We start from the raw sequence: 13,520 nt of genomic DNA, 5'->3' as shown, positions 1-13,520 counted from the left end.
TCGCCAAAGCTTCAAACCGGGGTAAGGGGAGGCTGGCGGCAGGAGGCGGGCCGGGGTGGTCGTGAGTGGCGATGAGGGTTAGAACCCTCATCGCCACTCACGACGACTGGGCTGCTGCGCGACCGGCCGCCCGTGCCGGCGGGGAGGGCCGGGGGAGCCGTGCCGATCCCGCAACAATTCCCCTTCCCGCAATTAGCCCCCATTTGTTTCTTGCGCTATAAACTTAAAGAACCCTTCGCGCGCGAAGGTGCTTCGCTCGCGAAGCGGCGCTTCGCGAGAATGCGGGAGTGCAAGTGGTCAGCAATTGAGGTGAATTACCGCGTGGCAGTCACTGCGCGGCCGGAGTTCGGCTCTACTTTGGCCCGCATGGTTGAGAAGGATTCGACGGCGCGGACCCGGGAACTGGGCCACCGCATGAAGGCGTTCCGGCAGCGCAGGCACTTCAGCGGAGCCGACGTCAGCCGCCGTAACGGCTGGTTGCAGAGCAAGGTCACGAGGTGGGAACAGGGCCTGCGCGAGTTGTCCGTCGTGGACGCCGCGCTGTATCTCGCGACCTGTGGCGAGGCGGAACCCGAGCGCGAACTACTCCTGGAACTCACGCAGTCCGGCAACGACCTCTACTGGGTGCGGCCGTACTTCGACGAGCTCGTCGATCCGACGAAATCCCTGATGATCCAAGAGAATCTCGCGCATACCGTGGTGCGCTACGAGTCGCTGACCCTCCCCGCGCTGCTGCAGACCGAACCGTACGCCCGCACGACCTACGAACTGCTCGGCAACCGCGATCAGGCGCGACTGGACCAGATCGTCAACGCCAGGATGGACCGGCAGAAGCTGCTGCGCCGGGACCGGCCGCCGCAGTGCCGGTTCTACGTCCACGAGCGCGCGCTCCGTTCCGTCGTCGGCGGGCCGCGGATCATGCACGAGCAACTGCTGCACCTGGTCCTGTCGGCGAATCTCCCATATTGTTCCATCCGCGTCGTCCCCGAAACGAACGAAGTGAGCAGAACAATCGAGAATTCGTTCACCATCATGGAATTCTCGGAGCATCCGGCCGTGGTGTACACGGATTCCTATGCGGCCGGGATGTTCATCGACGACCGGGTGGCGGTCGAGGCGTACTATTCGCTTGTTGCGCGACTGGAAAGCGATACCCTGACCGTGGAGAATTCGCGGCAAATGCTCGCCGAGTGGGCGGACCGGTACGACCGGATGGAGGAGTGACCCGATCGGGGTTTCCCGGCGCCTCGTCCTGGGGTAATCCTTCCTGGTAGCCGAGGAGAAGGAGTTCGTGGTGACGAAGACGCAGGGCGGTGCCCCGGTCGCCGAGGCGGAGATCGAGCGGAAGTACGACCTGGCGGCCGACCGGCCCATCCCGCCGCTGGTCCCGGCCGGTCCCGTGACGAACCAGGCCGAACCGAGGGTGGACGTCCTCGACGCCACGTATTTCGACACCGCCGACTTCCGGCTCGCGCAGGCGGGGATCACGCTGCGCCGCAGGCTCGGCGGAACCGACGAGGGCTGGCATCTGAAACTGCCGGTCAGCGCGGACAGGCGCGAGGAACTGCGCCTCCCGTTGTCGGGCAAGCCGGACAAGGTGCCAGGCGCGCTGGCGAAGCTGGTCCGCGCGCACACTCTCGGCGCCAAACTCGTCCAGGCCGCGCACCTGCGCACCGAACGCACGTCGTACGCCCTGCTGGACGCGGAAGGCCGCGAGCTCGCGACGCTGACGGACGACGTCGTCACCGGTGAGGCGGGCGGGGAGAAGGCACATCTCGATCGCTGGCGGGAGATCGAGATCGAGCTTTCGCCCGGCACCGCCCTCGAAGTCCTCGACAGCCTCGACGAAGCCGTCGTGAACGCGGGGGCGGAGCGGTCGAAGTGGCCGTCGAAACTCCGGCGGCTGACCGACGAACTCGTCCCTTCGGCCGGGGCGGCGTCCGGTTCGGTACTCGCGGATTACCTGGCCGAGCAGCTGGACGCCTTGCGCCGCAACGACATCGGGGTGCGCCGGGACGTCGAGGACGCGGTGCACCAGATGCGGGTCGCGAGCAGGCGACTGAGGAGTGCGCTGCGGACGTTCCGTCGCTCCCTCGACGCCGACGTCGCGAACGAGCTGGCCGCCGAACTTCGCTGGCTTGGCGGCGAACTCGGGCCGGCGCGGGACAACGAGGTGATGGCCGAGCGGCTGCACGACGAGGTCAAGGCGCTTCCGTCGGAACTGGTTCTCGGCAACGTCGGGCAGCTGATGACGCGGCACTTCGCGCGCGAGGCCGAAGAAGCCAAGGCACGGGCCATCCGGGCGCTCGACAGCAAGCGGTACACGAATCTGTTGCGAGCACTGGAAAAGCTCGTCGCGAAGCCACAGAAGATCAAGGATGGCACGAAGGAACTCCGCAAGGCGGTGGCGCGTTCGGACCGGAAGCTGCGCAAGGCCGTCGCCGCGGCGAACGCCCTGCGGCCGGGCGCGGAGCAGGAAGCCGCGTTGCACGAGGTGCGCAAGAAGGCCAAGCGCGCCCGGTACGCCGCGGACACGGTCCGGCCGGTGGCCGGCAAGAAGCTTCGAAAATGGCGTAAGAACGTCAAGGCCGTGCAAAGCACCCTCGGCACTCATCACGACGTGGTGGTCACCCGTGAGGTCCTGCGGCTCCTCGGGCTCCGCGCCTACGCCGAAAGCGAAAACGCTTTCACCTATGGCCTCCTGTACGGCCGTTCGGTCGCCACCGCCGAGGCCGCGCACCGGCGTTTCACCGGCGAATGGCAAGAGGTACGTAAAGGTTCCCGCCCGAAATGGCTCAAATGAGGGATCGCGGGGTTGACCTCCCGCCGCCGCCGAGTACCGTCGAGGGAACTTGGTGGTCTGGAGAGAGGCGCCCCCAATGTTGCCTGGCAAGCGTGTTCCCGGCGACCCGCCTCCCTTGGCCGTGACCAGCAGCCGACGGCCCGACGGCGTCCTCGTCCTCACCGCAGTGGGGGAGATCGACGCGGCCACGGTCGGCCGGTTCCGCACCGAACTCAGCGGCGCGTGCGTCAAGGCCAAGCGGGTGATCCTCGATCTGTCCGGCGTGGGCTTCCTCAGTTGCGCGGGATTGCACGCCCTGGAGGAGGCCAACGCCGCGTCGCCGCGGTTCTCGGTGATCGTGAAGACCAAGCTGGTGTCGCGGATCCTTGACGTGAGTGGCGTCGGGGCGGGTCTCGACGTCTGGCGCGATTTCGAGGACGTGCGGGTCTGAGCCCCCTCACGTGGGTCGTGAGTGATAAGTGACGTTCTAACGGCACTTACCACTCACGACCATCTGTGGAAAGGCCTGATCAGCCGTCGAGTACGACCTCGTCGGCGGTGACGTCCGGCAGCAGGCCGCGCCAGCGCGGGTTCCGCAGGCAACCCGCGTCGGTCCAGCCGCCGAAGACGACCTCGCCGACGATGGTCGGCCGTGACCAGTGCGCGTCCTTCGCCTGTTTGTCCGGGACGGAGTGGAACGGGGATGTCTTGCGCTCCAAGCGGAACAGCCGCCGGGAGAGTTCCTCCAGCTCGTCGCCCGCGAATCCGACGCCGACGTTTCCGATGTACCGCAAGCCGTCTTCGTGCGGGACGCCGAGCAGGAGCGAGCTGAACGTGCCTGCTCGGCTGCCGCCTCCCGGCCGCCAGCCGCCCAGCACCACTTGCTGGACCCGGGCTCCGGTGATGGAAAGCCATTCCCCGGTGCGCTTCCCCGGGTGATAGGCGGAGTCGGCGCGTTTCGCGACGATCCCGGCGAGTCCGTGTTCGCGGGCCGCCCGCGCGACCGCGCCGCCGTCCCCGAGGTAGTGCCGGGGGACCTGCCAATGAGGTCCGGCGAGGCCGAGTCCGTCGAGGAGTTCCCGCCGCTCGACATAGGACGCTTCGACGCAGGAACGGCCGTCCAGGTGCAGGAGATCGTTCACCAGGTAGAACGCCGGATATCGGGCGGTGAGCCGTTTCGCGGAACTCTTCGTGGCCCGCGCGCGATGCCCGAGCCCGTCCACACTCGGCTTCCCGCCGTCGAAGACGACGATTTCCCCGTCGAGAAAGGCTTCGGTGGCACCGAGTTGCTCGCCGAGGCCGCGGAACTCGGGGTACAGCCCGGTCACGTCGTCACCGGAATCGTCGTAGGCGGTGATGCGGCCGCCGGACACCCGGATGAGGGTGCGGCGCCCGGACCAGTCGAATTCGTAAGCCCATTCCGCGTCTTCGCCGGTCGAGGGGAGACGGCCGGGTTTCGTCAGCATCGGGGCGAGGAAAGGGGGAAGTTCCGCCCGGCCGGGTTCGGCGGGGTCCAGCCGTTTGAGCAGCCAGCCGCGATCGTTCCCGTCCTTCTTCACATTGAGGAAGAGGTATTTCCCGCGTGCCCGTTCGCCGTGGAAGACGATCTCGACCTTGTGGTCGTTGAAGTGCAGCGTCTCGTACCGGCCGGTGTCCCAGATCGTCATGCTGCCGCCGCCGTATTCGCCGACGGGGATCTCGCCCTCGAAGGTGAGATATTCCATCGGATGGTCCTCGGTGTGCACGGCCAGCCGTTCGGTTTCGGGCGACATCGGCAGGCCTTTCGGCACCGCCCAGGAGACCAGGACACCGTCGCGTTCGAGGCGGACGTCCCAGTGCAGGCTGCTCGCGTGGTGTTCCTGGATGACGAAGAGGTCGTTCGACCCGGTTTCGCCGTCTCCGTCCGGAATGGGTTCGGGGGTCCGCTCCGGTTTGCGCTTACGGCGGTATTCGCCGAGTTTCTCCGCCATGGTCGGCCAGCGCACCCCCTCCTGATCCGGTCACGCAAGCCTAGCGCCGTTACCCGTCGCCACGCGTGGTGAAGGCCCCTTTTCCCACTGTGAGAGTAGGGAAAGGGGCCTTCACGAAGGAGCGATCAGTCGGTTTCGGCCAACGCCTCGGCGAACTGGGCGGCGTAGAGCCGCGAGTACGCCCCGCCGGTGAGCAGCAGCGTTTCGTGGTCGCCCTGTTCGACGATCGAGCCGTTCTCCATCACGAGGATGACGTCCGCGTCGCGGATGGTGGAGAGCCGGTGCGCGATGACGAAACTCGTCCGCCCCTCGCGCAGCGAGTTCATCGCCCGCTGGATCAGCACCTCGGTCCGGGTGTCGACCGAACTCGTGGCCTCGTCGAGGATGAGGATCGCGGGCTTGGCAAGGAACGCCCGTGCGACGGTGATCAGCTGTTTCTCCCCGGCGCTGACCGTGCCGCCCTCGTCGTCGATGACCGTGTCATACCCCTCCGGCAGGGTGCGGACGAAGCGGTCGACATGGGTCGCCTTGGCCGCCGCGACGATCTCCTCGTGCGTGGCGCCCGCGGAACCGTAGGCGATGTTCTCCGCGATGGTGCCGCCGAACAGCCACGCGTCCTGCAGCACCATGCCGGTCTTGGCCCGTAGGTCCTCGCGGTCCATCTCGGCGATGTCGACGCCGTCGAGGGTGATCCGGCCGGCGTCGAGTTCGTAGAACCGCATGAGCAGGTTGACCAGCGTGGTCTTCCCCGCGCCGGTCGGCCCGACGATGGCCACGGTGTGCCCGGGATCGACGGTGAGCGACAGGTCCTCGATGAGCGGCGTGTCCTCGGCGTACCGGAACGACACGTGCTCGAACTCGACCTGGCCGCGCACGTTCGCCACCCGCGCGGGTTCGGCGGGCTCGGGGTCCTGCTCGTCCGCGTCGAGCAACGCGAAGACCCGCTCCGCGGACGCGATCCCGGACTGCAGCAGGTTCGCCATGCTGGCGATCTGCGTGACCGGCTGGCTGAACTGCCGCGAGTACTGGATGAACGCCTGGACGTCGCCGAGCGACAGCGTCCCGGACGCCACCCGCAGCGCCCCGATCACGGCCACCAGCACATAGCTCAGGTTGCCGATGAACATCATCGCGGGCTGGATGGTGCCCGAGATGAACTGCGCCTTGAAGCTCGCGCCGTAGAGCGTGTCGTTGTGCTCGCGGAAGACCTCTTCGGCCTCGGCGCGGCGGCCGAACACCTTGACCAGCGAGTGCCCGGTGTACATCTCCTCGATATGCGAGTTGAGCCGCCCGGTGGTGGACCACTGTTTGATGAACTGCGGCTGCGCCTTCTTGCCGATCTTGGCCGCGACGAGCACCGAAGCCGGCACCGAAAGCAGCGCGACCAGCGCCAGCACCGGCGAGATGACGAACATCATCACGAGCACGCCGATGACCATCAGCAGCGACGACACGATCTGCGCGAGCGTCTGCTGCAGGGACAGCGCGAGGTTGTCGATGTCGTTGGTCGCCCGGCTCAGCACCTCACCGCGCGGCTGGCGGTCGAAGTAGCTCAGCGGGAGCCTGGCGAACTTCTCCTCGATCCTCTCCCGCAGCTCGAACACCGCCCGCTGGACCAGGTTCGTGGTCAGCCGGGCCTGCAGCAGCGCGAAGAACGCGGCCACGATGTAGAGCAGCAGCACCCACATCAGGACCTGGCCGACGGCGTCGATGTCGATGCGCTGGCCGGGGACGAAGTCCATCGACGAGAACATGTCGGCGAGGGTGTTGTCACCCCTCGCGCGCATCCCGGCGATGACCTCTTCCTTGCTCAGCCCCGGGGGCATGTCCTTGGCGACGACACCGGCGAAGATGAGGTCGGTCGCCATGCCGAGGATCTTCGGGCCGATGACGCTCAGCGTCACGCTGGCGACACCGAAGGCCAGGATGCCGTACAGCACGGCGCGTTGCGGCTGCAGCAGGCGCAGCAGTCGCTTCAGTGATCCTTTGAAATCCAACGCCTTCTCGGCCGGACCACCCATGAGGGCGGCCGGGCCGCGGCCGAAGGCGGCCCCGCCGCCCGGTCCCGGCCCGCGGGGAGCGCTCGCGCGCTCGCCGACGCCCTTCGCCGGAGCGGCCGAAGCACCTGGGGTGCCTGAAGTGTCCGTTGTGGACTCGGGCGCGCTCATCAGGCGGCCTCCTGTTCGGTCAGCTGGGACAGCACGATCTCCCGATAGGTTTCGTTTCCGTCCATGAGTTCGGTATGCGTTCCGCTGCCGACGACGCGGCCCTCGTCGAGCACGATGATGCGGTCGGCGTGGCGGATCGTGCTGACCCGCTGCGCGACGATCACCACGGTCGCTTCGGCGGTCTCGGCGACCAGCGCCCGCCGCAGGGCGGCGTCGGTCGCGTAGTCGAGCGCGGAGAAGGAGTCGTCGAAGAGGTAGATCTCGGGGCGGCGCACCAGCATCCGCGCGATCGCGAGCCGCTGCCGCTGGCCGCCGGAGACATTCGTCCCGCCCTGGGAGATGGGGGAGTCGAGCCCCTCGGGCATCCGCTCGACGAAGTCCTTGCCCTGCGCCACTTCCAGCGCGTGCCAAAGTTCCTCGTCGGTGGCGTCGGGCTTGCCGTACCGGAGGTTGCTCGCGACCGTCCCGGCGAACAGGTACGGCTTCTGCGGCACCAGCCCCACGGCGTCGGACAGCACGGTCGGATCCAGTTCGCGGACGTCGACGCCGTCGACGCGCACCGAGCCGTCGGTGGCGTCCATCAGCCGGGGGATCAGGTTGAGCAGCGTGGTCTTGCCGCTGCCCGTACTGCCGATGATCGCGGTGGTCTCACCGGGCCTGGCCAGCAGCGAGATCTCCTGGAGCACCGGCTTCTCCGCACCGGGATAGCGGAATTCCACATTGGACAGCTCGAGCCGCCCGTGCACTTCGCCCGGGCTGATCGGGTTCGCGGGGAGCACGACACTGGTGTGCGTGTCGAGCACCTCGGTGATCCGCTCGGCGCTGACCTCGGCACGCGGCACCATCATGAACATGAAGGTGGCCATCATGACCGCCATCAGGATCTGCATCAGGTAGGACAGGAACGCGGTGAGCGCGCCGATCTGCATGCTGCCGTCGTCGATGCGCAGCCCGCCGAACCACAGCACGGCGACGCTGGAGGCGTTCATCACGAGCATGACGATGGGGAACATCAGCGCCATGAGCCTGCCGACGATCAGCGAGACGTCCAGCAGCTCGGTGTTGGCCTTGGTGAACCGCCGCCGCTCGTGGGTGTCCTTGACGAAGGCCCGGATCACCCGGATGCCCATGATCTGCTCGCGCAGGATCTGGTTGATCTTGTCGAGGCGCTCCTGCATCAGCCGGAACGCCGGCCGCATCTTCGCGATGATGATCCCGACCGAGACCCCGAGGATCGGCACCACGACCACGAGCAGCCACGACAGCGTGACGTCCTGGTTCAGCGCCATGATGATGCCGCCGAAGCACATGATCGGCGCGGACACCATCAGGGTGAACGCCATCAACGTCAGCATCTGCACCTGCTGGACGTCGTTGGTGGTGCGGGTGATCAGCGACGGGGTGCCGAACTGGCCGACCTCACGGGCGGAGAAGTCCTGGACGCGGTGGAAGATCGCGCCGCGGACGTCGCGGCCGACCGCCATCGCGGTGCGGGCGCCGAAGTAGACGGCGCCGATCGAGCAGGCGATCTGCACCAGCGACACCAGCAGCATCACGCCGCCGACGCCGAGGATGTAGTCGATATCGCCCTTGACCACGCCGTCGTCGATGATGTCGGCGTTCAGCGTCGGCAGGTAGAGCCCGGCGAGGGTCTGGACGAACTGCAGCAGCACGATCAGCCACAGGTCTCGCCGGTACGGGCGCAGGTGAGTGCGCAACAGCTTCGTCAGCACAACGGTTTCTCCCCCAGTGGTGGGTAGGTGTTACTTCTTGTTCGGTTTCTTCACCGGTTCGCGTCCGGTCAGCGAGGGGACGCCGGACGCGGCCTCGCGCAGGAGGGTCTCGACCGTGCTCAGGAACGGCTCGGCGCCCTCGTTCACCAGCCAGTTGAAGAACGCGGTCTTCACCGCGGACTCCACGATCGCCGCCATGAGCCGCGCGTTCAACGCGTTTTCCGGGCCGGCGCCCGCCCGTTCGAGGATCGCCTCGGCCAGCACCTGCTCGACGGTGGCGTGTGCCTTGAGGAACTCGCCGTGCATCGACGGGTGCTGCATCATCGACCGCGCGACCTTCACCGTGCCGCGGTCCGGTTCCCCCGAGCTGCCGTAGGCCTCCAGCGTCGCGGCGCTGACCGCCTCCCACAGTGTCTCCCCGGCGGGCCGCTCGCGCAGCGCCTCCCGCACGCGTTCCTGCCGTTCGACGATGAACGAGCAGATCGCCTCCTCCTTGCTGGAGAAGTAGTTGTTGAACGTGCGCGGCGAAACCCCCACGGCGCTGGCGATGTCCTCGACGCGGACCTGTTCGACGCCCTTCTCCGCGGCGAGTTTCAGCGCCGCCTCGCTCATGGCGCGCCGAGCCGCGCGCTTCTTGCGTTCGCGTAGTCCGAGAGGGGCGACAGGGTCCGTGGGCACGACCGCAAGGGTAGGCAAAAGTTGCGTGGCACGCAAATTTATGCGCACTCCGCACTTTTCGGACACGACACGGCGCACCTGATGGGCAAATTGAGCCGAATGGCCTAGTGCGCACCGCTCACCAGCCGCAACGCTTTCGTTACCACGTCACTGCCAGCTGTTGAACGGAAACCGGTTGTGGACACCGATAGTTCCGTCTGCTTGCATGTCGGACGTTGTCACTGGGGAGTGCAACACGGGTCCGGGTACGCGAAGAGAAAGAAGTGGAAGCACATGGTGACGCGGGCTCGAGGCTTGCTTGACCGCTCACGGGTTCTTCTGGACCGCTCCCGGGTAGCCGCGGCGCAGTTCCTCGCCGCACCGCCCCGGCACGCCCCTTCGGCGCCATCCGCCGAACCGGCGGCGGAACAGCGGCCCGCCGTGGAAGCGCCGGACGCCGGCGCGCTCGCCGGGGTCTGTTCGAACGTCGCGCTGCGGGACCTCAATCTGCTCGACCAGTTGCTCGCGCAGCTGGAAACGATGGAGGCGGGGGAGGAGAACTCCGACCGTCTCGCCGAGCTCTACCGGCTCGACCACCTGGCGACCCGGTTGCGGCGCAACGCCGAGAACCTGCGGGTGCTCGCCGGACGGGACGCCGACGACGCGGCGGCCGGGACCTCGTCCATGCTGGACGTGATGCGGGCCGCGATGTCGTCGATCGACCACTACTCGCGGATCACGATCGGCCGCGTCGTTTCCCTCGGTGTCGTGGGTTTCGCCGCCGAGGACGTCAGCCGGATCCTCGCGGAACTGTTCGACAACGCGGCGAACCAGTCGTCGCCGAGTTCGCCGGTCAGCGTCAGCGCGCACCTCACCGAACAGGGGAGTGTGCTGATCCGCATCGAGGACGAGGGCATCGGCATGCCGCCGGAGCGCCTCGCGGCGCTGAACGAACGCCTCGCCGCCGGTCCCGTGCTCGACGACGAGTCGGTGCGGCACATGGGACTCGCCGTCGTCGGCAGGCTCGCCCACCGGCACGAGATCGTCGTCAAGCTCGACCGCCGTACCCCGCATGGCACGGTCGCCACCGTGCTGCTGCCGGTCCCCGTGGTGTCGGAGCTGGCCGAGGCGCAGTGGTCCGGCACGCAGACCGTCGTGCTGCCCCAGACGAGGGTCGCCAACGGAGCGCCCGTGGGGAGTCCCGTCGCGACGCCGTCGGCACTGCCGAGGCGCCGCCCCGCCGCGTCACCGGCACCGGAGCCGGAACAACGGAAGCCCAGCCCGCGTCCGCGCACGGCCGTCCCGCCGCCCGCCGACGGCGGCACCACGGCCAGCGGCCTGCCGCGCCGGGTTTCCCGCAGTATCAGGACTTTGCCCGACGAACCGGCCCCGCCGACCCCCTCGTCCGCCGATCCGGCGGACGGGCATGAGGCGCTGCTGGCCGACCTCGACGCCTTCACCGACGGCGAGCGTGCCGCTCTCGATGACCGGCGCGAGCGTGAGACCGGAGGAAACACCCAGTGACCGCCCAGGACGCGACCACGGATTTCACGTGGCTGCTCGACGACTTCGTGCGCAAGGTGCACGGCGCCAGTCACGCGCTGATCATGTCCGTCGACGGTTTCCCTTTGACCGCCTCGGAATCGGTGTCCAACGACGACGCCGAGCAGCTCGCCGCCATCGCGAGCGGCCTGCTCAGCCTTGCCGGGAACAGCGCCACGTTGTTCGGCAAGGGGAACTGCGAGCAGATCATCATCCGGCTCACCCGCGGGTACTTCCTGTTCATGGGGATCGGTGCCGAAGCCGGGCTCGCCGTGCTCACTGAACCCGACTGTGACATGAAGGTCGTCGCCTACGAGATGACCCAGTTCATCACCAACGCCGGTCACGCCCTCACCCCCGAGGTGCGCGCGGGCCTCCGGCAGGTCCTGACCGCCCGACGGCCGCAGGCCTGAGAATCCGGAGAAGGAAGGGATGACCGTGTCCAGCGACCAAGCTCCGGACCGGCCCGTCAAGATGCGCAGCCGCAGAATCCGGCCGTACGCGCTGACCGGCGGCCGGACCAAGAGCAGTCACCTGCTGCTGGTGGAGACCCTGATCTCGGTGCCGCGCTACGACCCGGCGCTGGCCGAGGCGCTGATGCCCGAATCGCGTTCGCTGTACGAGCGCGCCCGCGACCGCTCGTCGATCGCTGAACTTTCGGTGGGACTCGACCTGCCGCTGGGCGTGGTCCGCGTCCTCATCGGCGACCTCGCCACCCAGGGCGCGGTCTTCGTGCACCCGACGGCGCACGCCTACAACCACGATACGAACGTGCTCGAGAGGATCCTCGATGGACTCAAGCGCCTCCCGGTCTGACGCCGATCTTCTGGCGATCTCCGCCAAGATCGTGGTCGCCGGCGGATTCGGCGTGGGCAAGACGACGTTCGTCGGCTCCGTCTCCGAGGTCCCGCCCCTGAGCAACGAGGCCTGGATGACCGAGGCGGGTGCCGGGGTCGACGAGCTGGTGCCGCCCGGAACCAAGTCCACCACCACGGTCGCGATGGACTTCGGCCGGATCACCCTGCGCGAAGACTTGCTCTTGTACCTGTTCGGCACGCCCGGCCAGGCCCGGTTCTGGTTCCTGTGGGACGACCTGTCGCGTGGCGCGCTCGGCGCCGTCGTGCTGGTCGACACCAGCCGGATCGACCAGTCGTTCGCCGCGATCAACTACTTCGAGAACGACTCCGAACTGCCGTTCATCGTCGCGGTCAACCAGTTCGAGGGAATGCCGGTGCACGACCTCGACGAGGTCCGCGACGCGCTGGCGCTGTCCCCGGACATCCCGCTGATCACCTGCGACGCACGCGACCCCAAGTCGGCGGTCGCGACGCTGCAGGAACTGGTGACCCACACGCTGTCCCTCGCGGTGCTCTCCGGGGGACGTGAGTTTGCTTCGCTCAGCTGACCAGTTCTGGGAGGAACGTCGAGGATGCGCAAGGTTCTGATCGTCGGTGCCGGGCAGTCGGGGTTGCAGCTGGCCTTGAGCCTGCTGTCGCACGGCTACGACGTCACGGTGATGTCGGCGCGGACACCGGACGAGATCCGGTCCGGCAAGGTGATGTCGACCCAGTGCATGTTCCACTCCGCCCTGCAGCACGAGCGGGACCACAAGCTGAACCTGTGGGAGGACGAGACCGTCCGGGTCGAGGGGCTCGGCGTGTCGATCGCCGGTCCCGACTCCAGCCGGGTGCTGGACTGGTTCGGGCCGCTGGAGCAGTACGCGCAGTCGGTGGACCAGCGGGTGAAGATGGCGGGCTGGCTGGAGCTGGTGGAGGAGCGCGGCGGCAAGGTCGTCATCCACGGCGTGACCACGTCCGATCTGGCGCCGCTGGCGAAGCTCTACGACCTCGTGGTGATCGCCGCCGGCAAGGGTGAGCTGGTCCAGCTGTTCGACCGTATCCCGGAGCGTTCGCCCTACACCGAGCCGCAGCGCGCGCTTTCGCTGGCTTACGTGCACGGTCTCGAGCCCCGGCCGGAGCATCCGGACAAGGCCGCCGTGCGGTTCAACATCATCCCGGGTGTCGGCGAGCTGTTCATGATCCCCGCGTACACGCTGAGCGGGAACTGCGACATCCTGTTCTTCGAGGGCATCCCCGGCGGACCACTGGACTGCTGGAACGACCGGCCGTCGCCGCAGGAGCACCTCGACAGGATCCTGTCGCTGATGAAGCAGTTCCTCCCGTGGGAGTACGAGCGGTCCAAGAACGCCGTGCTGACCGACGACAAGGCGACGCTGGCCGGCGGGTACACGCCGGTCGTGCGGAACGCCGTCGGCGAGCTGGCCTCGGGCACGGTGGTGCTGGGCATGGCCGACGTCGTGGTCGCCAACGACCCGATCACCGGGCAGGGCTCCAACAACGCGAGCCACTGCGCGGCGTCCTATCTGGACTCGATCCTCGAACGCGGGGACAAGCCGTTCGACGCGGAGTGGATGACGGCGGCGTTCGAGAAGTACTGGGAATACGCCCAGCACGTGACGACCTGGACCAACGCGATGCTGCAGCCGCCGCCCCCGCACGTGCTCCAGATCATCGGGGCGGCGGGGGAGAACCCCGCCGTGGCGAAGCGGTTCGCGAACGGATTCTCCGATCCGACCGACTTCCAGCACTGGTTCCTCGACCCGGCCAAAGCGGAGAAGTACCTGGCCGAAGCGTGATTTTCGGACCGC

12 protein-coding genes are annotated in these 13,520 nt (G+C 67.7%); 8 read left to right on the top strand and 4 right to left on the bottom strand.

Annotation, left to right across the window (positions count from 1 at the left end):
• Positions 1-366: 366 nt before the first annotated feature.
• The 3 genes from SD37_RS22540 (at position 367) to SD37_RS22530 (ending at position 3,233) form a co-directional block, all read left to right on the top strand.
• Entirely contained in the window at positions 367-1,224 is an 858-nt protein-coding gene (locus SD37_RS22540) for a helix-turn-helix domain-containing protein (RefSeq protein ID WP_044855012.1), read from the top strand.
• A gap of 70 nt (positions 1,225-1,294) precedes the next feature.
• Complete coding sequence (locus SD37_RS22535; protein WP_236725081.1) at positions 1,295-2,803, top strand: CYTH and CHAD domain-containing protein; 1,509 nt, start codon at positions 1,295-1,297, stop codon at positions 2,801-2,803.
• A gap of 76 nt (positions 2,804-2,879) precedes the next feature.
• The gene (locus SD37_RS22530) at positions 2,880-3,233 is read left to right on the top strand and encodes an STAS domain-containing protein (protein ID WP_044855014.1); all 354 of its coding nucleotides are present in this window, start codon (positions 2,880-2,882) and stop codon (positions 3,231-3,233) included.
• Between the two features lie 79 nt (positions 3,234-3,312).
• On the opposite strand, the gene SD37_RS22525 is transcribed toward SD37_RS22530, so the two are convergent.
• From SD37_RS22525 to SD37_RS22510, 4 genes are all read right to left on the bottom strand, one after another.
• Positions 3,313-4,767, bottom strand: coding sequence for a DNA polymerase ligase N-terminal domain-containing protein (locus tag SD37_RS22525; protein WP_044855015.1), 1,455 nt, complete (start codon positions 4,765-4,767; stop codon positions 3,313-3,315).
• A 110-nt stretch (positions 4,768-4,877) separates the two neighbouring features.
• Positions 4,878-6,920 carry an ABC transporter ATP-binding protein gene (locus SD37_RS22520; protein WP_044855016.1) on the bottom strand — a complete coding sequence of 681 codons (2,043 nt, stop codon included), beginning with the start codon at positions 6,918-6,920 and terminating at the stop codon, positions 4,878-4,880.
• On the bottom strand, positions 6,920-8,653 hold the full coding sequence (locus SD37_RS22515) for an ABC transporter ATP-binding protein (RefSeq protein ID WP_044855017.1): 1,734 nt from the start codon (positions 8,651-8,653) through the stop codon (positions 6,920-6,922). Before SD37_RS22515 ends, SD37_RS22520 begins: the two co-directional genes overlap by 1 nt.
• A 30-nt stretch (positions 8,654-8,683) precedes the next feature.
• Entirely contained in the window at positions 8,684-9,331 is a 648-nt protein-coding gene (locus tag SD37_RS22510) for a TetR/AcrR family transcriptional regulator (RefSeq protein ID WP_044855018.1), read from the bottom strand.
• 273 nt (positions 9,332-9,604) lie between these two features.
• On the opposite strand from SD37_RS22510, the gene SD37_RS22505 reads away from it, so the two are divergent.
• From SD37_RS22505 to SD37_RS22485, 5 genes are read left to right on the top strand one after another with little or no spacing between them, the layout of a single operon-like run.
• Positions 9,605-10,834, top strand: a complete 1,230-nt coding sequence (locus SD37_RS22505; RefSeq protein ID WP_044855019.1) for a sensor histidine kinase — start codon at positions 9,605-9,607, stop codon at positions 10,832-10,834.
• On the top strand, positions 10,831-11,265 hold the full coding sequence (locus SD37_RS22500) for a roadblock/LC7 domain-containing protein (RefSeq protein ID WP_044855020.1): 435 nt from the start codon (positions 10,831-10,833) through the stop codon (positions 11,263-11,265). The genes SD37_RS22505 and SD37_RS22500 overlap by 4 nt, the downstream gene beginning before the upstream one ends.
• A gap of 19 nt (positions 11,266-11,284) precedes the next feature.
• The gene (locus tag SD37_RS22495) at positions 11,285-11,668 is read left to right on the top strand and encodes a DUF742 domain-containing protein (protein WP_044855021.1); all 384 of its coding nucleotides are present in this window, start codon (positions 11,285-11,287) and stop codon (positions 11,666-11,668) included.
• The gene (locus SD37_RS22490) at positions 11,643-12,257 is read left to right on the top strand and encodes a GTP-binding protein (protein ID WP_037305018.1); all 615 of its coding nucleotides are present in this window, start codon (positions 11,643-11,645) and stop codon (positions 12,255-12,257) included. Before SD37_RS22495 ends, SD37_RS22490 begins: the two co-directional genes overlap by 26 nt.
• A gap of 24 nt (positions 12,258-12,281) precedes the next feature.
• Complete coding sequence (locus tag SD37_RS22485) at positions 12,282-13,508, top strand: styrene monooxygenase/indole monooxygenase family protein (RefSeq protein ID WP_044855022.1); 1,227 nt, start codon at positions 12,282-12,284, stop codon at positions 13,506-13,508.
• The last annotated feature ends 12 nt before the right edge of the window (positions 13,509-13,520 follow it).

This window comes from Amycolatopsis orientalis (genome assembly GCF_000943515.2).
Classification (GTDB): Bacteria; Actinomycetota; Actinomycetes; order Mycobacteriales; family Pseudonocardiaceae; genus Amycolatopsis; species Amycolatopsis orientalis.
Note: the sequence above shows the minus strand (reverse complement) of the source record. Positions and strands in the feature narration are given on the sequence as shown.